Source organism: Campylobacter massiliensis (genome assembly GCF_014253065.1).
Classification (GTDB): Bacteria; Campylobacterota; Campylobacteria; order Campylobacterales; family Campylobacteraceae; genus Campylobacter_A; species Campylobacter_A massiliensis.
On record NZ_JACLZK010000002.1, the window covers coordinates 436,541 to 460,455 of the forward strand.

General features: G+C 47.0%; 17 protein-coding genes. 2 read left to right on the top strand and 15 right to left on the bottom strand.

Going from position 1 to position 23,915, the window contains the following annotated elements:
- Nucleotides 1–28: 28 nt before the first annotated feature.
- From hypD to fumC, 15 genes are all read right to left on the bottom strand, one after another.
- Nucleotides 29–1,126, bottom strand: coding sequence for a hydrogenase formation protein HypD (gene hypD, locus H7R39_RS08815; protein WP_185898880.1), 1,098 nt, complete (start codon nt 1,124–1,126; stop codon nt 29–31).
- Nucleotides 1,123–1,437, bottom strand: coding sequence for a HypC/HybG/HupF family hydrogenase formation chaperone (locus H7R39_RS08820; RefSeq protein ID WP_185898881.1), 315 nt, complete (start codon nt 1,435–1,437; stop codon nt 1,123–1,125). Before H7R39_RS08820 ends, hypD begins: the two co-directional genes overlap by 4 nt.
- On the bottom strand, nt 1,437–2,243 hold the full coding sequence (gene hypB / locus H7R39_RS08825) for a hydrogenase nickel incorporation protein HypB (protein ID WP_185898882.1): 807 nt from the start codon (nt 2,241–2,243) through the stop codon (nt 1,437–1,439). Before hypB ends, H7R39_RS08820 begins: the two co-directional genes overlap by 1 nt.
- 238 nt (nt 2,244–2,481) lie before the next feature.
- Nucleotides 2,482–3,009: a GDYXXLXY domain-containing protein gene (locus H7R39_RS08830; protein WP_185898883.1), complete on the bottom strand. Its 528-nt coding sequence runs from the start codon at nt 3,007–3,009 to the stop codon at nt 2,482–2,484.
- Nucleotides 3,006–4,289: a DUF2157 domain-containing protein gene (locus H7R39_RS08835; protein WP_185898884.1), complete on the bottom strand. Its 1,284-nt coding sequence runs from the start codon at nt 4,287–4,289 to the stop codon at nt 3,006–3,008. Before H7R39_RS08835 ends, H7R39_RS08830 begins: the two co-directional genes overlap by 4 nt.
- A gap of 4 nt (nt 4,290–4,293) precedes the next feature.
- Nucleotides 4,294–5,478, bottom strand: coding sequence for a Na+/H+ antiporter NhaA (nhaA, locus tag H7R39_RS08840; RefSeq protein ID WP_185898885.1), 1,185 nt, complete (start codon nt 5,476–5,478; stop codon nt 4,294–4,296).
- Nucleotides 5,479–5,609: 131 nt separating this feature from the next.
- Nucleotides 5,610–6,023: a nickel-responsive transcriptional regulator NikR gene (gene nikR / locus H7R39_RS08845; protein ID WP_185898886.1), complete on the bottom strand. Its 414-nt coding sequence runs from the start codon at nt 6,021–6,023 to the stop codon at nt 5,610–5,612.
- Nucleotides 6,024–6,074: 51 nt separating this feature from the next.
- A complete protein-coding gene (gene hypF, locus H7R39_RS08850) occupies nt 6,075–8,300 on the bottom strand; it encodes a carbamoyltransferase HypF (RefSeq protein ID WP_185898887.1) in 2,226 nt (741 codons plus the stop codon).
- Entirely contained in the window at nt 8,284–9,825 is a 1,542-nt protein-coding gene (locus H7R39_RS08855; RefSeq protein ID WP_185898888.1) for a hypothetical protein, read from the bottom strand. Before H7R39_RS08855 ends, hypF begins: the two co-directional genes overlap by 17 nt.
- Nucleotides 9,822–10,496: a HyaD/HybD family hydrogenase maturation endopeptidase gene (locus tag H7R39_RS08860; protein WP_185898889.1), complete on the bottom strand. Its 675-nt coding sequence runs from the start codon at nt 10,494–10,496 to the stop codon at nt 9,822–9,824. The genes H7R39_RS08855 and H7R39_RS08860 overlap by 4 nt, the downstream gene beginning before the upstream one ends.
- Nucleotides 10,496–11,176, bottom strand: a complete 681-nt coding sequence (gene cybH / locus H7R39_RS08865; RefSeq protein ID WP_185898890.1) for a Ni/Fe-hydrogenase, b-type cytochrome subunit — start codon at nt 11,174–11,176, stop codon at nt 10,496–10,498. Before cybH ends, H7R39_RS08860 begins: the two co-directional genes overlap by 1 nt.
- Nucleotides 11,177–11,187: 11 nt before the next feature.
- Nucleotides 11,188–12,906 carry a nickel-dependent hydrogenase large subunit gene (locus tag H7R39_RS08870; RefSeq protein ID WP_185898891.1) on the bottom strand — a complete coding sequence of 573 codons (1,719 nt, stop codon included), beginning with the start codon at nt 12,904–12,906 and terminating at the stop codon, nt 11,188–11,190.
- Nucleotides 12,907–12,908: 2 nt separating this feature from the next.
- Nucleotides 12,909–14,057: a hydrogenase small subunit gene (locus tag H7R39_RS08875; RefSeq protein ID WP_185898892.1), complete on the bottom strand. Its 1,149-nt coding sequence runs from the start codon at nt 14,055–14,057 to the stop codon at nt 12,909–12,911.
- Between the two features lie 334 nt (nt 14,058–14,391).
- On the bottom strand, nt 14,392–14,778 hold the full coding sequence (locus H7R39_RS08880; RefSeq protein WP_185898893.1) for a hypothetical protein: 387 nt from the start codon (nt 14,776–14,778) through the stop codon (nt 14,392–14,394).
- A gap of 151 nt (nt 14,779–14,929) precedes the next feature.
- A complete protein-coding gene (fumC, locus tag H7R39_RS08885; RefSeq protein WP_185898894.1) occupies nt 14,930–16,357 on the bottom strand; it encodes a class II fumarate hydratase in 1,428 nt (475 codons plus the stop codon).
- Between the two features lie 100 nt (nt 16,358–16,457).
- Here fumC and pbpC point away from each other — a divergent pair, with 100 nt between their 5' ends.
- Both pbpC and H7R39_RS08895 read left to right on the top strand, forming a co-directional pair.
- Nucleotides 16,458–18,626: a penicillin-binding protein 1C gene (gene pbpC, locus H7R39_RS08890; protein WP_185898895.1), complete on the top strand. Its 2,169-nt coding sequence runs from the start codon at nt 16,458–16,460 to the stop codon at nt 18,624–18,626.
- Complete coding sequence (locus H7R39_RS08895; protein WP_185898896.1) at nt 18,626–23,791, top strand: alpha-2-macroglobulin family protein; 5,166 nt, start codon at nt 18,626–18,628, stop codon at nt 23,789–23,791. The genes pbpC and H7R39_RS08895 overlap by 1 nt, the downstream gene beginning before the upstream one ends.
- Nucleotides 23,792–23,915: the final 124 nt, after the last annotated feature.

A 23,915-nucleotide genomic window follows, 5' to 3' on the forward strand; every position in this document is an offset into this window, starting at 1 on the left:
TTGCCGAGACTGGCGCAAAGCGTCAAATTTACCCCGCGCTTTTGACGTCGCCGTATTTGTAGTATGCCGCGCATGCGCCCTCGCTAGAGACCATGCATGAGCCTACCGGGGTTTTTGGCGTACAGGCTTTAGCGAAAATTTTACAGTCGAAAGGCTTTGCTCGTCCGCGTAAAATTTCGGGACAGATACAGGCCTTGCTCTCGCCTTTGCTTTGCACGCTACAGTCAAATTTGACCCTCGCGTCAAGCTCGGCGTACTCGGGGCGTAGCTTCATACCGCTTTGCGCGATCATACCAAGACCGCGCCACGAGAAGTCGCACGGCTCGAAAAACTCGTCTATGAGCGCCTTTGCTTTTTGATTGCCCTCGCGCGTGACGACTCTGGCGTATTCGTTATAGACCTCGTGCGTGCCTGCGTTTTGCTGGCGGACGAGGTTTAGGATGCCGTCCATCAGATCAAGCGGCTCAAATCCGCTAACCGCGATAGGTTTTTTGTACTCGGCCGCGATACTCTCGTATATGCCGTAGCCCGTGATCACGCTCACGTGGCTAGGCCCCAAAAACGCGTCGATCTTAACGTTTTCGTCGTTTAGGATCGCTCGCACGGGTGCTGGGACGGTAACGTGATTTATATGGAAAAATAGATTTTTTAGCCCGAGCTCCAGCGTCTTTTGCACTAAATTTGCGCTCATAGGAGTCGTCGTCTCAAACCCGATCGCGAAAAATATCACGCTCTTTTCGGGATTTTCCCGCGCGATTTTGATGCAATCTAGCGGGCTATATAGCGCCCTGATGTCGCAACCTTCGCCGCGCAGTTTTTGCAGGCTGGTGTTTGAGCCTGGGACTCTGAGCATATCGGCTAGAGTGCAGAGAATCACGCCTGGCATCTGAGCTAGCTTGATCGCCTCGTCTATGCGGCTCCTTGGCATCACGCACACCGGACAGCCCGGGCCGTGGACGAAATTTATATGTTCGCCGACTAACTGCGGTAGGCCAAATTTCATGATCGAGTGCGTATGTCCGCCGCAAATTTCCATGATATTTAGCGGTTTTACGCTCTCTTTTTTGATGAGTTTTGAAAACGCTAAGATAAGCTCTTTATCGCGAAAATCATTGATTAGATTCACGCTTTTTCCTTTGCGTCCAGCTTGTTTGCCGCCTCTTGCATAGCGCCTAGTCCCGCGTCGCCCTCGTCTGCGCCGATCTGGCCGTTTTGCATATCTTTGGCGATTTGGCGGTAGATTTCGATGCTTTCTAGCGCAAATTTCGTATCGATTTTCTCCATCGCGTAGCCGACGTGTATGAGCACGTATTCGCCTACGGCCACGGGCTCGGCGATGAGATCGAGGCTTACGCGGCGACTCACGCCTAGCGTCTCTACGGTAGCGACGTTATCTTCGTCGATCGCGACCACTTTTGACGGGATTGAGAGGCACATTATCTAAGCTCTTTTTTAAATTTTAAGAAATTTAACCACTTCTCCATACCTTCGCCCGTTTTTGCGTCAAGCTCGACGACATCGACCTTCGGATTTAGTTTGCGAGCCTCTTTGACGACTTTTTTCACGTCAAATTCAAAATGCGGCAACAGCGAAATTTTGGTTATCACGATGAGATCGGCGGCGCGAAACATCACGGGATATTTGGCCACCTTGTCGTCACCTTCAGGTACCGAGAGCAGCACGACGTTAAAGTGCGAGCCCACGTCGTAGCTAGCGGGGCAAACGAGGTTGCCGACGTTTTCTACGAAAACTATATCAAGGCCCTCTAGCGGCAGATGGTGAAGTCCCTCGTGCACCATAAAGGCATCGAGGTGACATGCCTGTCCGGTCGTTATTTGGTGGGCTTTGCCGCCAGCTTTTATGATGCGGTCGGCGTCTTGGTTGGTTTCTAGATCGCCCTCGACGACGCCGATTTTAAATTTACCGCTTTTTATCGTAGCTTCTAGTAGCGTTGTCTTGCCGCTGCCGGGGCTGCTCATGAGATTTACGCATAAAATCCCGTGCTCGTCCAAATGAGCGCGGTTGTGCGCGGCCTCTTCGTCGTTTTGGGATAAAATTTTAGTTATCACTTCAACCGTTTTGCTCTCGTTTAGCGCAGGGTGCGCATGGCCGTGACTATGCTCGTGAGCCGCGCCGTGTCCGTGTTCGGCGCCGTGATCGTGAGCGTGCGAGTGTGTCGTGCCGTCTGCGTGAGTGTGGGCGTGGTCGTGCCCGCCCAGCGAGCATCCGCAATCTTTACACATTTTGTTTCTCCTTAGCGATTTTTTGGGGTTATTATACTCTTAGATGTTAAAATCTCGCTTTAGTTTCATACCTTGCGGATATTATTTCGTTGCGTTTTATTTATATTTTGAAATTTTTGCGGCGGCGGCGAGATCGGTCAAATTTGATTAAATTTAAGCCACGTCAAATTTTATGGCTCAGGCTAAATTTGACTTCAGATAAGTCTAGTCAAATTTAGCCCTCCGGCCGCCCGTAAATTTAACGCTTGCTAGATTCTCCGACTTTTGGCTTTTCTATTACGATATCCTTGATACGAGCTTTGCCGTTATCCATCACGCTGATGACGGCGGTGGCGTTAAATTCCATCATATCTCGCTCCATTTGCTTTGCACTTTTGGGCGGCATGAAAAAGGCTTCGATGCCGAAATTTGCGGTATTATAATCAACCCTACCCGCTAAAAACGTCCCACCGCTAGGTCGCTCGAAGCTATATTTGTCAAATTTATATTTGCCGTCTTTGTCCTGCTTTAAGATAGCGTAAATTTTACTACCGTGCAGCTGCTGCCTTTTGCTCAAATTTGAGTCTCTTTTGTCCAGCTCGTAAACGCCCGCAAAGCCGTAGCTAAGGCGCACGTAATCGCCGCGAAACATATCGCGCGGATCGTGAAGCGTAGTTTGCAGCAAGATCTCTTTGCCAAAATATATCGGCGCGTACGCATACGCAAGCATCGCTATCACGGCTAAAATTTGAAATACCGCGGCGGCAAAAATTAGCTTTAGTTTCATCTCGCGCTCCTTTTTTTAGAGATCCTAGACACGCCGAGCACCACCAGCGCAAACACCAAAAACAGCGCGCTAGCACTGACGTAATCGCCAACCAGATCCACATATCGCACGAAAGCCACCCAAAAGATGAGCACTATGCCGAATTTCATATTATTTTGCTTGATAAGAGCGACCGCGACGCAAACACCGATGAGCGAAAACACCCCCTCCTCGTAGCCTGCAAACGCGTCTAAGATAAAAGGTAGAGCGACCAAAAGCGCTCCGACGATAGCGGCGGCGTATTTTTTAAAGTAAAACGCAAGCCCCAAAGAGGCCGCGCAAAAAGCCACAAATAGCGCCCCAAACACGCTTTTTAAAAATGTAACGCCGTTTAAAACATTCTCGTAGTTCTGCGTGCCGTAAGGCCACGGACGCGAAAAATGCAAATCCTCGTAAAGCGACATATCAAAACACAAGATGCCCGCGCCGCAGACGATGCCGATGTTTTTGAGATAAAACGCGAGTTCAAATTTGCCCGCTCTCTCAAGCAAAAACGAAGTGCAAACGGCTAGCAAGCAGTAACTAAGCGCGAAAAAATGAACGCCGTAAAACGCGTCGTCCACGCGCAAATCCGTCATAAAATACCGCTCGTAAAGCACGAAAGATACGATATAAGTAAACACGCTCGCAAAAAGCGCGCCCGTAAGCAGCCGCGAATCGTCGCGCCAAAGCACGGCCGCACTAGCTACGATAAATAGCAAAAATCCGTGCGAAACGCCGCTAAACTCAAACTCCATCAAAAACCAAACAAGCCCCAAAATAAGAGCCTGAAGTGTGATGATGGACTTGCGCGTAGCAAGCGCGAGCGCCAGCGCTCCGACCGCCCACAGCAGCACGCCGTTTGGCATATGCTCGCCTAGGTGGTAAATTTGCGCAACTAAAACGATCGCCGCGCCGTAGCAAAAGTTACCCAGGAAAAATAGCGTCGTAGCCTGCGTCTCTTTACCGTTTTTCTGCGCCAAAACTCCGCTAAAATTTACCGCCGCGAGTATGCCAAGCACTATGATTAGCCTCACGGCGCGCGGCAGCTCCTCCCAGTTTGCGCCGACCAAAGTAAATAGCGAAAGCGCCAAGAATAGATACGCGACGAGCTTTAATATAAAGCTTCGCCGCTCGTTTGCGCCCGATAAATCTATATCGTATCTAGCCGCTATCTTGCGCGCCGCCTCATCGCTTACTAGCCCTTCTTCTCGCCACTTCGCAAGCTCGTCTGCGAGAAAATTTTTATGAAATATCATCATTTTTCTACTCCACGCATTTCATTATCCTGTGTCGTCCGGCCCAGTAGAGCATCGCATAGCCCGTCACGCCCGAGATCAGCGACGCGATGAGTACCGCGAGCTTATCGGCGTACGCGAACTCGTAGGTGTCGTGATAGGAGAGCGAATTTATAAAAAGACTCATCGTAAAGCCGATGCCAGTAAGCAAGCAAAGGCCGTAAAACTGAGCTAGATTGCAGTATTTCGGTAGCTTTGCGAGCTTAAATTTGATCGCAAGAAAGCAAAATCCAAACACCCCTAGCTGCTTGCCCGCAAACAGCCCCAGTATGACGCCTAGCGACACGGGGTGGAAAATCTGCTCCAGCCCGATGCCTTTTAGCGAGATGCCCGCATTTACGAAGGCAAACACCGGCAACACGAAAAAGGCGACGTAGCCGTGCAGGTCGTGCTCGATCTGTTTTAACATCGAGCCCTCACCGTCCTTTGCCTTAAGCGGTATAAAAAATGCCGCCACGACGCCCGCTAGCGTCGCATGCACGCCCGATTTTAGCACGCTCACCCAAAGGATTATGCCCAAAATCACGTAGCAGGCTTTTTTATTTACGCCGGCTAAATTTAAAGCCAAAAGCCCCAAAGTAGCCGCCCCAGCAACCACAAACGACATCGCCGAGAGATGGCCGCTGTAAAATATCGCCATTATCAAAATCGCGCAAACGTCGTCGATGATAGATAACGTCACGAGGAAAATTTTAAGACTCGCCGGCACTCTTTTGCCTAAAATCATTATGATACCTAGAGCAAACGCCGTGTCCGTCGCGGTCGGGATCGCCCAGCCTTTTAGTGCGAAAGCATCGGCATGGTTAAACACGTAAAAAACGAGCGCGGGCATGACGATGCCGCCGACGGCGCCTACGATAGGTAGCACGATCTGAGCGGGATTTCGCATCTCGCCCTCGACTATCTCGCGCTTTAGCTCAAGCCCTAAAAGAAAGAAAAAAACCGCCATGAGACCGTCGTTCACCCACAAAATAAACGGCTTTTGCAGGCTAAATTCACCGAAAACCACGCCCATATTTATGCGTAAAAAAGAGTTGTAAAATCCGCTCAAAAAACCGTTTTGAAATATCATCGCAAAAATCGCGGCAAGTATGAGCAAGATACCCGAGCTCGCCTCGTTTTGGACGAAATTTTTAAAAGAAATATGTTTCAAATTTTAGCCTTAGGATAAAAATAGCGATAAATTCCGGCGATTTTAACATCAAAGGGCTAAATGCGCGATAAAAAAGAGATTTTTGCGGGCAAATTTGATAGAGCTTATCAGACCCGCCCGCATTTTAAGCGCTATGAGCGCGGGATGGCGGCTTTGGTGAGTTTTGCAAATTTAACCCCTTTTAGTCCGCCCATTTTTTCTGAAAATTTCTCGATAGACCCTGCTTTGCCGCGCAGTATCAGAGTCTCTAGGCAGTTATCGTGATCCACGTGGACGTGAGTCGTGCAGGCGATGTGTAGGTTCGCCTTGTGCTCGATGTCCATCATTTTCACGACGAGGTCGTTTTGATGATGTAGATAAATGAGCGTCAAAACGCCGATAAGATCCTCATCCGCGTCCTTCCAACTATCATTTACTATTTTTTCCCTAATCAGATCGCGAGTAAACTCGCTTCTCGAAGCATAGCCCTGAGCGCTTATTTTGTTGTCAAGTTCGTCTAATAACTGCTTTGGCAACGAGACGCTGAATCTTATGATATTTTCCACTATCGCCTCCTTAAAGAAATTATTAGATATTATACATCAGAAAACTTTAATTTAAATTAATGTAAGCGCGATTTGACCGATAGCTACCGAAGAGTCGTTTGACGAAAAGTTCTTATTTATGTAATACTTCTTACCTTTTTGCTTAAGAATTAAAATTACATTTTCAAGCAGGGCTTTATTTTGAAAAACGCCACCCGCTAGCAAGACGTCGTTAGGCTGCGCGCAAGCCGCGTCTGCTACGAGCTTTGCGAGCCCTTTTATAAAGCCCGTCGCAGCCGTTTTGGCATCGTCTTTTAGCGCTCTTTTAAAGGCCTCTTTAAAGCAAATTTTGTCACTCCTGATTTCAAACTCGTAGCAAGCGTCCAAATTTGCGTCAAAAAGCGCCTCCAGACTCATCCCCGCCTCGCCCTCGTAGCTAATGCTATCAAGCCCAAGGATCACCGCCGCAAACGCGTCAAAAATTCGTCCAAGCGAGCTGGTTTTGACGCAGTTTATTTGCTTTTCGTGCAGGATTTTTAGATTTTTTAGCCTAGCGGGCTCAAATTTGGCTAAAAACGCCTCCGCCTCGCGCTCTAGATTATATTTTAAAATCGCGGCATAAGCGATCTGCCAGATGTTTTTCACGCTAGCTTCGCCGCCGATCAGCAAAATTTCGTCAAATTTGCAAACTCGCTCGTACTCTTTGCCGCACACTTTTAGTATCTCTCCGCCCCAGACGCTCCCGTCCGCGCCGTATCCCGTACCGTCAAAGCAAAAGCCCAGATACTCGCGCTTTGCGTCCAGATCGTTTTCTAAAATCACCGATAGCAAATGCGCGTGATGATGCTGGATTTGCGTGATATTTGAGCCGAAATTCGCGGCGTATTCGCGCGCCCATTTTAGGTTTAAAAAATGCGGATGCAAATCGGCTACGATTTCGTCAAATTTTAGCTCGTAAATCTCGCTAAAAAGATTGATTAGCGCACAAAACCGCTCATAGGTCGCGACGTTTTTTAGATCGCCGATATATGGGCTTATCATTAGCTCGCCGTCCTTAAATATCGCAAACTGATTTTTTAGCTCCGCTCCGACTGCTAAAACGGTCTTTTCGCTCTTAAATTTCGTGCGGATAAACTTAGGATGCACGCCGCGGCTGGTGCGGATAAAGATAGGCTCACCGTCCGCTACAAACGCGATACTATCGTCGCTTGGCGAGTGGATCTCGCGGTCGTTATCTAGGTAAAAATCTATCACGCCGCCCAGCTTTTCTCGCAGTTCTTTTTCGTCGTAGATTATCGGCTCGCCCGAGACGTTGGCCGAGGTAGCGATGACGTCGCCCTCTAGGTATTCAAAAAGCAAGAGATGAACGCCCGTGTATGGCAAAAATATGCCGATTTTATTAAGCCCCGGCGCTAAATTTGAGGGAATCGGCGCGTCCGGCAAGCTTTGCAAAACGACGATCGGTTTTAAATTTGAGCTTAAAAGCCGCTCTTCTTCGGGCGAAATTCGTGCGTATTTTTTAGCGCGCGAGATATCCTTGCACATCACGGCAAAGGGCTTTTTAGGGCGCTTTTTTCGCTCTCTTAAAAGCCCCACCGTATCATCCTTTAAACGGCACATCAGATGAAATCCGCCAAGCCCCTTTACGGCTAAAATTTTGCCCTCGTTTATGAGCCGCGCTGCCTGCTTTGCGCTATCGTTATCCCGCGCTAAAACCCGCCCGAATTTATCTTTTAGAGCAAGCCTAGGGCCGCAGTTTGGGCAGGAGATGGGCTGGGCGTGATAGCGGCGATTTAGCGGATTTTTGTATTCGCCGCCGCAAAATTCGCACATCTTAAACGCATTCATCGTCGTGTTTGCGCGGTCGTAAGGTAGCGATTCGATAATCGAAAACCTCGGGCCGCAGTTGGTGCAGTTGATAAAAGGATAATGATATCTCGGGTCTGCGGGGTCGTAAAACTCGCGCTCGCAGTCTGCGCAGAGGGCAAAATCGGGCAAAATAGGCGCGTGTTTTTTGGCTGATTTTGAGGCGACTATCTTAAACTCGTCAAATTTCGCATCCTCTAGCTCGGTTTTTTTCATCTCGTCGATACGAGCGAGGCTGGGCAGCTCCTCATGCAGCGCTTTTTCAAATTTTTCTATCTGCTCGCGTGGACCGCAAAGCGTTAGCTTTACGCCCTCGTCGTCGTTATAAATTTCGCCCGCAAGGCCGAATTTAAGGGCTAGATTATAAACGAAAGGGCGAAAACCGACGCCTTGGACTAAGCCTGAAATTTCATATTTAAAACATCTCTTCAATCAAAAACTCTTTGCTAAATTTGGCGTTTAAGCCCGTTTTTAGATGCTTTAACGTCAAATTTGCAAGCGTTTTATTCTCAAAAAGTGAGCCGCAAAGCAGCGCGTTTCGTACGCCGAGATCTTGCTTTATCGCGTCCGAAAAATCGCTCAAAAAATAAGCCAGCGACTCGGCGTATCCGTAGCTAAGCAGCCTCGCATCGACGCCCGCGAGCCTAAAACTCATGCCGCTTCTAGCAAATTTAACGACGTCAAAATGCGTTTTGTTTAGCATTTTAAAATCAAGCCTAGGCCCTTTTGCGCCGTTAAAATCGCTCGCGTTTTGCAGTAAAATTTCGCCCGATTTTTGCGCATCGCTATCAAATCCAAGCAGCGCTCCAGCCATGCAAAATAGCCCGAAAAAGCCGTTTTGTACATTTAGCTCGCCGCTCGGTAGGCTAAAGCTTTCGCCGTAATTTTGAAGCAATCTCTCGCCGCCCTCCTCGCGCTTTATCTGAGCGTAAAGCTCGTCAAAACTCGCGGGCAAGGCGAAATTTAAGACGTTAAAATCATCAAATTTGGGGTAAATTTTAACTTCATCGTCTTTAAACCTGCTTAAAAATATCCTAGCTATCCCGCCTCCTTCGTCAAATTCTTTTTTTGCGAGATTAAAATTGGCTAGATTTTTATCCGCGGCGCCCTCTACCTCGCTCAAATTTGCACGCGAATAATAAATCCTAGAGCCGCTAAAAATATATCCGTTTTCAAGCACGGTAGCCTTAAACGGCAGCTTTTGCGCCTTTAACGCGATAAAATTTAGGCCCGCTTTAAAAAGCTTGTCACAAAGCGCGTAGAGGAAAATATCTCTAGCGGCGCAGACGTCAAAAAACCTTGGCGAGTTTGGGTGATTGCCGCGGTAAATCGCCGTCGTTTTTAGCGTAACGGCGGGCTTTTCGTAGCTTGCTAGGGCTACTTGTTCGGCTTCGTTTGCGATAAAAATTTTGGGTAAATTTTTAAGGTTTGTCGGCATTAAAAGATTAAAATTTTCGTTTAGTTCGGTAAAATTTGACGCTTCAAATTCGCCGCTAATATCTTTAAATTTAACGCTCGCGCCTGTGCTTAAATTTTTAAAAGCAAAATCCAAAAGCTCGTTAAAATTCGCCTTCGTTACGGGCGTAAATTTGCCGTCCGTAAAAACGCAAACATCGCTAAAAACGCCGTTTTCGCACTCTTCTAGCTCGCCTTTTAGGTAAGCGCTAACGACGCGCGGCGTGATGTTTGAGAGGGCATTTTGCGGTTCGCTCGTTTCGCCTTGCGGTAAATTTTGGCTCGCGTAAACCTTTGAGCCGCGCAAAAACAGGCTATGAGGCAACGAGCCAGAAAGCTGATCCGAAAACGCCAAAAGCTCCTCTTGCGCGCCCTCGGCGTAAAGCGTAGTTAAATCTATCTTCTTCTTAAGGCTAAATTTTAGTCCGCTTTTTTGTGCGTAAAATTTAAGAAAAAAGGCGAAATTTTCGCTCGCGCAGTCAAACTCGTAGGCCAAAATCATATCGCGCCCTTTTTTGAAAACTCTAAAGCGATGCCAGAGACGCTAAAATTTGCGATCTTTTCGTAACTAAATCCAAGCCGCGAAAGCTCGTTTAAAAGCGTCTTTTCCATCAAATTTACGCCCTCTTGCGCCTGAGCCGAGAGCTCAAAGCTCATAGGCTCAATGCGTTTTGGCACGATACCTAAAATTTTAGTCCGCGGCAAATCGCCCGCAAGCTCCATCAGCCGCAATGTTTCAAGCATCTCTACCTCGTGCGCGGAGCCGTTCCAGGAAATTGTGGGCGGCATCTGCTCGTAACCGAAAAAATACACGTCCCCCGTCTCGCCGCCATCTGCGCTGATGCAGTCGACTACTATCAAAACGTCCGCCTGAGCTATAAGGGGCGTTAACGCCATAGCTAGCGTACCGCCATCGATAAATCTTAGCTCCAAATTTGCGCCGTCCGCGTTAAATTTGGAGCCGTCTCGACTAGCCAAATCGCCGCTTAAATTTGAGTTTGCGACGTCCAAATTTGACGCTTCAAATTTATCGTCCAAATTTAAAGCGGAGTCAAATTTAGCCCTGATTTTAGGGCTAAATTTATAGTTTTGCTCCATCATTTTGACAAAATGCACTCCAACTCCCTCGTCGCCAAACATCACGTTGCCGATACCTAGCACCAAAACCCGCATCAGTGCTCGTCTTTTACGTATTTGTAGCCGCTAATAATCGCGTCCATAGCTCCATTTTTGCCTTTTACGGCGTTAAATACCGCCATATATACGTGCGCTACGACGAAAATCATGATGATCCACATGCAGATGCGGTGTATCGTACGGACGTTTGCTAACCCGCCCATTAGCTCCTCGCACTGCCTCATCGGCTCGTAAAGTAGCCCGCCAAGCCCCTCGTGATAGACGTGGACGTAGAGAACGAGACCCGTTAGGCAGATCAAAAAAAGCACTAGATAAAAGAAAAAATACGACGCAAACTGAAGCGGATTATAAACGCCCTTTAGATGCGGGTGCGGGCCTAAAAACAGATAGTATTTTATCTGCGCTATCCAGACTTTGGGGTTAAAAAAATCGACGATACTAACGACCTCTTTACGGCTGTATTTGTCAAATATAAATAGGTAGAGCTTGAAAATAAAGCACGCTATCAAGATAAATCCCGCGATCTGATGAGCCGCGCGCAACTTGGCGTTCATAAAATTCGTCGGTTCGCTCGTGATTTCGGGGCTAACGAAAACATAAGAGATATAGTAGCCGCTCACGACTAAAAATGTGATGGCAAAAAACCTGATCCAGTGCGTCGCTCTAAGCCCGATGGAAAATTCATACTCGCTTTTGCGGTCATTATGCTCGCTCATAGTCGCTCCTTTCACAAATTCGGATTGATTTTGTATTCGCCCAGCTGCGTACCGCGCGCATCCATCACGTGTACGGCGCATGCGATACAAGGATCGTAAGAGTGGATCTTGCGGATGATCTCAAGCGGTTTGGTTAGATCTGCGATCTTTAGCCCGATGAGGCACTCCTCGTAGCTACCGCGCGCATTTGCGGCGTCTTTTGGCGAGGCGTTCCATGTGCTAGGCACGACTGCTTGCCAGTTGGTTATCACGCCGTCTTTTATGCGGCACCAGTGGCTGAGCGCGCCGCGAGGGGCGTTGCCTTGGAAATTTCCTTTATACTCTTTACCGTTATCTATGACATACTTAGCGCAGGTTTCTTGATCGGTTTTTAGATTTTCTACTAAGCTAGTAAAGGCGGTTAGTCCGTGATCGGCTACTAGTTTAGCCTCTAGCATCCTAGTTGCGGTTCTGCCTAGCGTAGAAAATACCGCCTCAAGCGGAAGGCCCGTATCTTTTAAAAATTTATCTACGATCTTTACCACGCGCTCGTTACCATTGGCGTAGTTTACGATGATGCTGGCTATCGGTCCCACCTGCATCGGTTTGCCATCATAGCGAGGAGCTTTGATCCAGCTATATTTGCCCTTTTCGTCAAACACTTTGGTATCTACCTCCTTGCCGTGGCCGCCCAATGTTTTCATATCTTTTAGGCCGGTGTAGTTTGGCTCGGTTTCGCCGTCGTACGGATGCAGCGGAGCCGGGTTTTTATACCATGCGTGAGTGGCTTCCTCGGTGATCTTGTCGCCATTTACTTCGTAAACCTTACTGATGTCGCCGTTTAAGATAGCGCCGCCTTGGATCAGATACTCGTTTCTGCCGACTAAAAACTCGTCGTAAGCGAATAAATTTGGCACGCCGACATCTTTTAGCACGCTTGGCTCGCTGCCGTAGGCTTTAGCGGCCATAACTAGATCTGGATAATACGCTCGGTTGATAAAATCAGCCGTTTCTTGAAATTTAGTTAGATATTCGCCTAGTCTTGCAGGATCTAGCAAGTCCATCACGCAGGTCACGCCGCCTACGGTGAGGCTTTGGGGGTGCGGGTTTTTGGAGCCAAATATCGCCATCATCTGCGCTACCGTCCTTTGTATCCTTAAGCACTCTAAGTAGTGCGAAAGCACGATCAAATTTTGCTCGGGTGTAAATTTATAGGTCGGATGTCCCCAGTATGCATTTGCAAAAGGCCCTAAATTTCCCTTTTTTACGAAGGCTTCAACGCGCTCTTTTACCTCTTTTAGCTTATCTGCGCCGGTCGCGTAAGGCGTATCGCAGTATTTAAACGCCTCGTCGCCAGCCTTGTGCACGTCCGCGCTTAGAGCCGAGACTACGTCCGCCCAGTCAAGGCCGTGAAGCTGATAAAAATGCACTACGTGATCGTGCATATAAAGGGCGTTGTTCATCAGCGTACGCGTTAGCTGCGCGTTTAGCGGAGGTACGATACCCAGCGCGTCCTCGACGGCCATAATGCCCGCGCGGTAGTGCGAAAACGTACAAACGCCGCAAATCCTCTGCATGAAAAATCCCGCGTCCCTCGGATCGCGCCCCTTTACGACCTGCTCTATGCCGCGCCAAAGCGTTGAGCCCGAGTAAGCCTCTTTAACTACGTTATTTTCATCTACGACGACCTCTATGCGCAGGTGACCTTCTATCCTGGTTATGGGGTCTATTGCTATTCTTTGCTCGCTCATTTTTACGCCTCCTCTTTGTCTTTAGCAAAAATGCTTACCGCGGCGTGCGCTGCTATACCGATGCCTGCGAGCGCCAGCACTCCGATGCCGATTTTATCGCTGACGTTATCGGCGCCTAGGCCTAAAACGGTGTTAAACAGCCTATCTGCCATCGGCTCCTCAAAAGGCCCCATCGTATCCCAAAAATCAGGCTCCGAGCAGCCTATACAGCCGTGGCCTGCTTGCACCGGCCAACTAGTGTGCTGATTAAACCTCTCGCGAGAGCAGTTGTTAAACGTATATGGGCCTTTGCAGCCGACTTTATAGAGGCAGTAGCCGTTTTTCGCGCCCTCGTCGCCAAAGGTCTGCACGAACTCGCCCGCGTCAAACCTACCGCGTCTTTCGCACAGATCGTGGATCCTAAGCCCGTAAGCCCACTTTGGACGGTTAAATACGTCAAGCGCCGGTAAGGTGCCAAAAAGTATGTAGTGAAGGACGTTGCCCACGATATTTTTCTCGCTCGGAGGACAGCCGGGGACGTTTATAACAGGTTTTGAGGTTACTTTTGATAGGCCGACGGAATTTGACGGATTAGGCTTTGCGGCCTGCACTCCGCCGAAGCTCGAACAGGTGCCGATAGCAAATATCGCCGCGGCATTCTCGCTCGCGTGCTTTGCGTGATGTAGGCCGCTAAGCCCCAAAGGACCGACAGTTAGATAGTTCTCCGTATCGCCCGTAGGTATGCCGCCCTCGACTAGCAGGATGTATCTGCCTTTGTATTTTTCGATCGCGCTTTCTAGGTTTTCTTCAGCCTGCCATCCTGCCGCCGCCATCACGGTTTCGTGATACTCGAGGCTAATGTAGTCAAAAATCAAGCTATCTATACTCGGCGCATCGGTGCGAAGCAGGCTCTCGCTACATCCCGTGCACTCGGCCATGTGTAGCCATATCACGGGCAATCTATCGCTAAGCTCGGCGGCTCTAGCCACTGTAGGCGCCATCGACGCAGGTAGCGCCATAAACGCCGTCATCGCGCCCGCCCATTTCATAAAATCGCGCCTACTAAATCCGCTTTTCTTTAAAGCTTCGCCGATCGATCCGTTTTTTAGAGTCGGAAGCGCGGCAAGCACGTTAAGTCGTTCGTTTATCCTAACTAGGACGTCATCTCTCATGCTCTCTCCTTTGGGGTAAAATATGCATTTTTTGCATATTTGATAACGGAGTAAATTTATCTTTAAGTCGTTATCAAATAATTTCAGAAATTGAAATATTACAACTAAAAATTAAAATTTTATATTTAGCAAAAATATTAGTTTCTATGATTAAGTATATTGTTATTTTAGTGTTATTTTTGCGAGAAAAGTCCTAAAAAATAATTAAAGTATAAAAAGATAGATTTGACAAATTATTTTTACATTTTGATATTTTAAAATCAAAATCGCCCTATTTCTTAAATTTACGAATTTAGTTTAAAGGCTTTAAAATTTGAAATGCAAATTTACGGCGTCAAATTTTACCCTGGCCGCCTTGCATTTCTAAAATTCGCGCGCTTATTTGCATTATCTGCGCAAACACCGCTCCCTTTTGCGTTTCAAGCGAGGCCGCCATATCTTTTGCGTATGGATTTTTGCTGGCACTTGCACGCTTTATCGCCACCTCAAGCTCTTTTAGCCGCTTTTGCAGTTTTTCCAGCTGCTTTTTTAGGAGATCGGCGCTGCTTTCGGCCTCGTTTGCGCTATCAAAAAAATCTGATGCGCCGCGCAAGATATCGCCTCTATCGCCGCTTTTTAAATTTAGCGCGCCCGCGTTTAAATTTGCCGCGCTAGCCGCCGCTGAGCTTTTGCCGACGCTCATCAAATTTGAGTTTAAATTTATGTTTAGTTTTACATCCATCGCCGTGCCTTTAAATTTAAAAGTACATCGGCAAATTTGAGTAAAATTTAAGGCGCAAACGTAAATTTCGCTCTCAAATTTATGGATTTTAAAGAAGGCTCGGCAAAATCGCCCAAATCCTGCCGAGCCCAAAAAGTCAAATAACTAAAATTTATTCCTTCGGCGCGATCATATCCTCGGGCACCACCCACGCGTCAAATTCCTCGGCGGTTAGTATGCCCGATTTTATCGCCTCCTCGCGCAGCGTAGTGCCGTTATGGTGCACGGTTTTGGCGATCTTAGCGGCGTTTGCGTAGCCGATGTGCGGATTTAGCGCGGTTACGAGCATTAGGCTCTCGTGCAGCAGTTTGTCGATTTTCGCGGCGTTTGCCGTGATACCGCAAGCGCAATGTTTCTCAAAGCTGTTCATCGCGTCGCTTAGCAAGCGGATGCTTTGGATGAGGTTGTAGGTAAGCACCGGCTTAAAGACGTTTAGCTCGAAGTTGCCTTGGCTTGCAGCGACGGAAATCGAGACGTGGTTGCCCATTACTTGCGCCGCTACCATCGTGACGGCTTCGCACTGCGTCGGATTTACCTTGCCCGGCATTATCGAGCTTCCCGGCTCATTTTCGGGGATGTTTATCTCGCCGATGCCGCATCTTGGCCCGCTTGCTAGCCAGCGCACGTCGTTTGCGATCTTCATCAAATTTGCCGCCAGGCCGTTTAGCGCGCCGCTTAAAAACACCTCGGCGTCGTGGCTGGTTAGGCCGTGAAATTTATTCGGATGGGATTTAAATTTAAACGCCGTGCCCGTTAGCGCATTTAGCTCGTCGCTTACCATCTCGCTAAATTTCGGGTGCGAGTTTAGCCCCGTGCCTACCGCGGTGCCGCCGATAGCGAGCTCCTGCAAAAACGGCATAGTAGCGAGGATCTGCGCCTTGCTCGCCTTTAGCATATGCGCGTAGCCGCTAAATTCCTGCCCGAGCGTGAGCGGCGTGGCGTCTTGCAGGTGAGTGCGGCCGATCTTTACGATCCCCGCAAACTCGGCGGTCTTTTTATCCAGCGTCGCTTCTAATTTTTCGATCGCGGGCAGTAGCTTTTTTTGAAGCTCTAGCACAAAAGCTATTCGCATCGCCGTAGGATAGGTGTCGTTTGAGCTCTGGCCTTTATTTACGTGATCGTTTGGGTGTACGAATTTTGCGTCTTTGGCGTCCAGTGCCGCCTTATCGCGAAAATTTAGCCCCAAAATCTCCATCGCGCGGTTTGAAACGACCTCGTTTAAATTCATATTTGACTGCGTGCCCGAACCCGTCTGCCACACGACTAGAGGGAAATTTCCGTCCAGTTTGCCGTTTAAAATTTCATCGCACGCCTGCGCGATCGCCTCGGTGCGAGGTTCGTCTAGACGGCCTAGCTTGCGATTAACCAGCGCGCACGCCTTTTTTAGATAGGCAAAGCCCTCTATGACCTCTTTAGGCATCGTCTCCAGCCCTACTCCGATCTCGAAATTTTCATGGCTGCGCTGCGTCTGCGCACCCCAATATTTGTCGTTTGGAACCTTTACCTCGCCCATCGTGTCTTTTTCTATTCTATATTCCACGGTTTTTCTCCTTTGCTTAAATTAATATTTGAAATTATATATCAATTATCATAAATTTAATCTTTCGAGATTTTACGCGCAAATTCGATATAATCGCGAAATGAAAAGAGTTTTAGCTAAATTTATCAAATTTTTTCTCGCCTTTGCCCTGCTTTGCTTCGTAGCTTTTTTGGCGCTTGACTTTGCTTATCCGCTCGACGTCAAAGCGCTAAAGCGGGAAAATTCGCTCATACTTTTTGATAAAGACGGTCGGATCGTCGCCCTTCGGCCTAGTAGCGATGAAATTTGGAGATTTGAAGCCAAAAACATCCCGCAAACGCTAAAAGATAGCGTTCTTTTGTTTGAGGATAAATTTTTCTACTACCACATCGGCGTAAATCCATTTGCTATGATACGCGCGGCCGCGCACAATCTCACGCATAAAAACCGCATCGGTGCCTCCACGATCACGATGCAAGTCGCGCGCATGATGAAGCGAGAGGAGCGCACCTATGCAAATAAATTTAAAGAAATCTTTACCGCGCTTCAGCTTGAGTGGCATTACAGCAAGGACGAAATTTTAAATTTTTACTTTAACCTCGCCCCATACGGCGGAAATATCGAGGGGGCGGCGGCTGCGGCGAGGTTTTATTTCGGTAAAGATTTAAGCGAACTTAGTATCGCCGAGTGCGCGCTTTTAAGCACGATCCCAAAAAATCCAAACGCCAACCGCTTAGATAAAAAATCAAACATCAACGCGCTAAAAAACCGCGTCGCAAAGTTGCTTTATAAAGCCGGCGTGATAGATCAAAGCGCATTCCAAAGAGCGCAAAGAGAGCCCTTTAAAAACAAACGCTACGATGCCGTTTATAAGGCCAGGCACTACGCCGCGCAAGCTCTAAAAAACGGCGTTACGAACTCAAATTTAGATCTAAATTTGCAAATTTTACTCGAAAACGCGCTAAAAAATACGGCAACCTCGCTAAAATCAAAAGACGCCTACAACGCCGCGGGGATAATCATCGACAACAAAAATATGAGCGTAGCGGCATACGTAGGCTCGCACGACTGGCACGCTCCGCAGGGGCAAAACGACGGCGTGACGATGAGTAGAAACGTGGGCTCCACGCTAAAGCCGTTTATATTTTCGCTAGGACTCGACGATGGGTTCATCACGCCAAAAAGCCAGATGATAGATACAGAAATTTTCCTCGGAGAGTACGCGCCTAAAAACTACGACAGCAGGTTTTTCGGCATCATCTCGGCGACCGAGGCGCTAGCGCTTAGCCTAAATATCCCGGCCGTTAGCCTAAACAACAAGCTTGGCGAAAACTCTCTTTACGAGCTGCTTTCTCGCGTGCATTTGGTGAGTTATTCAAAGGAATTTTACGCAGACAGTATCGCGCTTGGAAGCGCAGAGATGAGTTTGCTAAATTTAGCCCACCTCTACACGATCTACGCAAACGGCGGCGAGCTAAAACCGCTTGAAGTCGCAGGCAAGACGCTACTAGGCTACGGACGGCTAATCAGCCCGCAAAGCGCGTATCTAACCTCAAAAATGCTCTCCTCAGCCTCTCGAAGCTATCTAGGCGTCGCGTGGCAATACGCAAAAGACACGCCTCAAATCGCCTTTAAAACCGGCACCAGCTACGGCTCGCGCGATATCTACACGATCGGCGTAAATAACGACTACACGGTCGCGGTGTGGTTTGGTAACTTTAACGGCAAAAAAACGCAAAATTTAAGCGGATTTAGCGACGCCTCGCGCACGGTTTTTGACGTCTTTAAGCTGCTTGCCCAAAAGCAAAAATTATCTTTCATGAGCGCTCCAAGCGGCATAGAGAGCAAAAAAACCTGCCTTGACGCATTTAAATTTAAAGAGTGCAGAGACAAGGAAGACGACTGGCGGATAGAGGGAGTAGAGCTAAAGGATATCTGCGAGAGCATCAGGGGCGATGAAGTAGGTTTTTTGCTCAAAAACGGCGCGATCACACAAGAAGATATCAAAGATAGCCCTTGTTACTATAAGTTTAAAAGCTATAAACCTCTCGTTGCAACGCCGTCAAATAATCAAATTCTGCTAAGCGATGAGAATTTAACTAAAGTTATGCTAAAATGTTACGCATATATCGGCGATGAGATATATCTCAAGATCGACGAAAACGAATGGGAAAAAGTAAACAACGCGAGCGAAAATACATTAAATTTAACGCAAGGCAAACATAAGCTCGGGTGTCTGGACGAAAATTCGAATTTAAGCGAAATCAATATCGAAATAAGGAGGTTTTAATGCGTTTCAAGTTAGTCGGCTTAAGCCTGAGCTGCATTTTGGCGGCAAATTTAAGCGCCTTTACGCTTGACGGTTCAAGCAGGGCATTAGACGACGGCTCGGTGAGTCTTGGCGTCAAATACGCTCAAAACGAACAGTTGCTCATCGGCAAAGTCACGCACAAAAAGATAATCGAGTGCGCGCCCGAGATAACGGGAGCCTTTGAGTACGGCTCAAACCAGATTTTATTTTACCCTAAAAAGCCTCTGGCAAAAGGCGTAAGCTACTCGTGCAAAAAAGGCGAGAGCAAGGCCAAATTTTACGGCGGGGACTTCGTGCTATCAAACATGATAGAGTACTCCGGAGATACCTTTTTAGCGGTATTTAACGATACTGTTAGCGAGGATGAGTTTGCCGCAAATTTTAAAATTTACGACAAGCAAAATTTAGCCAAGCAAAATATCAAATATAAAATCGTAGCCAAAACGCCTAAAAGCTTTCAGATAAAGCTACTTGAAAGCGGCGACAATTTGGTATTTGCGGTCTCTAAAAATCTCAAAAACGCTTCGGGCGTAAATTTAGCCGACGACTTTGAAGTCGTGCAAAAAGTAGCCGGCCCGGATGAAAATTTCGTCGATAAGCCAAAAGCCAAGACTATGTTTTTAAACGAGGTCGAGGGAGTTAGCTTAGATAACGGCAAACTAGCGGCTAGACTCTATCTTAAAGATTGGGTGGACTCCGATAATATTAAAAAATTTATCAAGGTCGAGGGCGTAAATAGCTTTGAAGTGAGCGATATGGAGTACACCAGCCATCAGGATGCCGACGGCGAATATTACTACTACTATATCGACATTACCAGCAACGACTTCAAACCGCAGACAACATACAAAGTCACTTTCTACAAAGGCTTTGGCGACGACTATTCGATGCTTCGAGAAAACTCCTCATTTAACGTCGCGTTCGGCGATCTAAAGCCGTTTTTGGAGTTTACCGATAGCGGAACGTATATGTCTAGCCTAGGCGAGATCGGCGTAAAAAGCGTAAATACGAACACTGCTAAAGTCGTAGTCGAGAAGCTAAAAGAGCAAAATTTAAGATACTTTTTAAATTTCACCGAGACTCCTTTAGATAACTATGCCGAAGAGGTCGCTAGCAAAAACTACGAGATCGGCGGCGCTCAAAACGAAATGCAAAAAAGCAAGATTAAGCTTGACTTTGCCGAGGGCGGCGACGGAGTTTATCTAGTAACGATCTACTACGACAAAGACAAAAGCGTCCAAAAACCGGTCTATCTAACCGATATCGGCCTAAGCATGAAGGTTTCAAAAGACGAGGTATTTTTATTTGCCAACCGCTTGAGTAAAAACGAAGTGGTCGCAAACGCAGACGTCAAAATCTACTCCGTCAAAAACAATCTCATCGCAAGCGGTATCACAAACGACGAAGGCGTGTTTAAATTTAACAAAAAAGATATCGGCAAGGACGTCTCAAGCGCAGTTTTAACGCTAGGTAAAGAGCAGAGCTTTATCGCGCTATCGCAAAACAAACGCCTAAACGAGGAGTCAAATTTAGACGCCAAAGATAGAAGCGAAACGTATAGCGCGTATTTGCATTTTGCTAGTAACATCATCCGCCCGCAGGAAAATATAAAAGGCGAGATCATCATCAAAAACGCGCTGTTTAAGAGCCTCTCAAACATGCCCGTTAAGCTAAAAATCAGAGATCCGCAAAACAAAGTAATCCTAGATAAAAGCATAAACACCACCGAGCTTGGCGTGATAAATTTCGACGAGCCTGTAAACTCGGGACTAACGGGAACGTTTAAATTTGAAGTGATCTTTGCAAATAAAATCATCGATAGCTACGACTTTTCAGTTGAGTCATTCACTCCGCAACGCATCAAAAACGAAGTTAAGCTAGATAAGCAAATTTACGCTCTAGACGATCTAATAGACGTAAAACTACAAAGCAACTACCTTTTTGGCGGAGCGGCGGCTAATCTAGAGGGCGATGTGGCGTTAAATTTATATCAACAAGATTACAAAAACGATAAATTTAAAGAGTATAAATTTAGCAACGGCGAATACGCTGCAAACGGCCTAGATCAGTTTACTAAGCCAGTCACTCTAGACAACGAAGGTAAAGGCGCGACTGCGTTTAAGCTACAAAACAAAGGCAAAATCGCAAGCATTTTAAAAGGCACTGCGGTATTTACCATTAACGACGACGGCAAAAACGTGAGCGCTAGCAGCGACTTTAGCGTCTATCCTTTTGACGTGATGGTCGGCGTCAGAGCAAACGACACATACATCGACTCAAACTCCAAACTAACGCTAAATTTCGTCAGCGTCGATCCGCTCAAGGACGAGGAGCTAAAAGATAGACAAAAAGCCGTAGAGATCAAAAAAGCGATCTGGGAATACAACTACGACAAAGAAGGCTATCTAAAATGGAACAAGCGCTACGAAAAGGTCTTTAGTGATACTCTTAGCGGCAACGAATTCGTTTATGATTTTAGTCAAAGCGGCGACTTCATAGTCGTGGTTTCCGATATCCTAAGCGGCCACTCGGCAAATTTAGATATCTACGTTAGCGGCTGGGACTACGGCGGCACGTTGCAACCGACAAAAGAGCTAGCTAAAGCTAAAATCAAGCTAAATCAAAAAGTCTATAAAAAAGGCGACTCGCTAAACGTAGACGTTAGCTCCGTGCTAAAAAGCGGTATCGGCATCATCACGGTCGAGTCAGAAAACGTCAAAAAGTATAAAGTCGTAAATATCGAAAACAACGTCGCAAACGCCAAATTTGACCTTGACTTCGATTTTGAGGGACTTTACGTCACGGCATCTATCATGCGCGTAGCCGATAACGACACTATGCCGTTTAGAACCTACGACAAAGTTTATGTAAAAGCGGACAAATCATACCGAGCGACGAACGTCAGCATCGAAGCGCCTAAAGTCGTGAAGTCAAACTCCAAATTTAAAGCTAGCGTAAAAACCGAGCCAAATGCCGAGGTTACGCTATTTGCGGTCGATGAAGGCGTACTTCAGATAACAAATCAAAAGCTAAAAAGCCCTCTTGATTTCTTTGACAAAATTTTAAACGACGGCGTGCTTGATTATGATATCTACTCAAATTTGAGCGGATTTAAAAAAGACGGCAAAGTACTAAGCTTCGGCGGCGACGCGGCGGCTGCTCTCATGGAGATGAGAATGGCAAAATTTGCCAGCCCCGTCGATAAGAAAAACGTCAAAACATACATCAAAATGCAAACCGCAAAAGCGGGCGCGGACGGCGTAGCGAGCTTTGACGTAGAAGTACCTAGCGACTTTAACTCCGAGATAAATTTGGCAGCACTTAGCGTCATCGGCGATAAACTAGGCTTTAGCGTAAATGCCGTCAAGGTAAAAGACGACATCATCCTAAAACCAACGCAAACGGCGTATTTGATCCAGGGCGACCAGGTAAACTACACGCTAAGAGTGATCAACACCACTAAAGAGCCAAAAACCGTTGCTCTAAGCATAGATACGAACCTAAACGCACAGCTAGCAGTCGATAGCATCGAGCTAAAACCTAACGAAAACGCAAAATTAAATTTCGTCATCGACGCTAACGCTACGGGCAAATCATATATAAATTTCACCGCAAACGACGGCAAAAACGGCTACACCTACTCGCAAAAACTTGACGTCATCCACGCCTATCCGCTTAGTACCTACGCTAAAAATTTCCAGGCTACAGTGGAAAAAACATTTAAGCTTGACAGCGAATTTAAACGCATCAGAATCGACGCTTCAAGCTCTATAAAAGGCGTATTAAGCGCAAATAGCGATAAGCTCGTAAACTACCCTTACGGATGCGCCGAGCAGCGCTCAAGTAAGCTTTTTGAGCTAAATTTCCTAGTGCTTGGCGGAGATGATTCCAAAGAAGCTAAAGCAAAAGAAGCCGATAGAAGAAGATTCGTCGAAGCGGGCATACAAGACGTCGTCAATATGCAAAAAACAGACGGCAGCATCGGCTACTGGAATCAGCTAGGCTACACGAACAATTTTGCTTCTATCTACTCTATCGATATGCTGTTTACCCTTGAAAAATCAGGCTTCGCGCTTGATAGCCACGTAAAAAATAAAGCGATCGACTGGTTAAAGGCGTTTGGTAGCAACGACAACTTCCAAGCTCTTTACGCAGCCTACGTCCTAAGCTCGCAAAAGAAACTCGATAGATCGAAGCTAAACGCTCTATACGATCAAAAGAGATACCAAGGCAGCGCGCTTGAGGGCTACTTGATGGCTGCGATCCTCAAAAACGAGGGACTAAATAAAGAGAGCGAAAAAGTACTAAAAGAGCTAAACAAATCGACCTATAACCGCGAAAAAGAGCTAGCAGATAACTTCGGTTCAGAGATCAGAAACAAGGCCTTTATGCTACTTTTACACGCTAATCACTTTGAGAAAAACGCATTTAGCGATGAGCTAGCGGACTACCTGATCGCTCGCGTCGATAAGCTACATTCGACGCAGGAGCGCGCATTTACGCTAAGAGCGCTAAGAGTTTATATCAAAGACGTCTCAAGCGAGAACAAATTTAAGCTTATTGCCGACGGACACGATCTAAATTTCGACGGCCGCGGAGCTATCAACATCGCTCCTAAAAAGCCTGAGATTACTATCGTGCCTGAGAACGGCGCAGCCGTGTATCTAGGCGTTAGCGCGTCAGGCTACAAAAAGCTAGACGTAAATCACAAATTTGACAAAAAAGAGCTTGATATCTACAGAACTTTCGTCGGCAAAGACGGCAAAGAGATCGATATCAACGCGCTTAAGGTAAACGACGTCATCTACTCAAAGCTTTCTCTTAAAACGAATGAGTTTATCAGAAACGGCGTGATAAACGAAACGATTAGCCCTTGCCTTGAGGTGGTAAACGAAAATATCGTACCTAACGCAAGAACGGAAGCTACGAAAAACTCTTTAACTCTCGAGCATCAAAATATCGAGGACGACAGAGTTTTGAGCTTTTATAGCTTGGACGCTAGCAAGGATGCGCACGTGCTCTACACGCCTCTTCGCGTCGTCATGAGCGGTAAATGCATGCTGCCTGCGGTCATCACGGAAAATATGTACGACGAGAGCATGAGCGACTACGATCTAGCTCAGCACGAATTTATCGTCAAATAATCCTTTGCGAAGCGGTTTTTTAGCCGCTTCGCTTTCTTTGCCTATTCTTAAAAACAACCTATTTTAAACATACTATTAGCAAATTTGTAGTAAAATCCGACATTTTTTAAACAATTATTAAGGA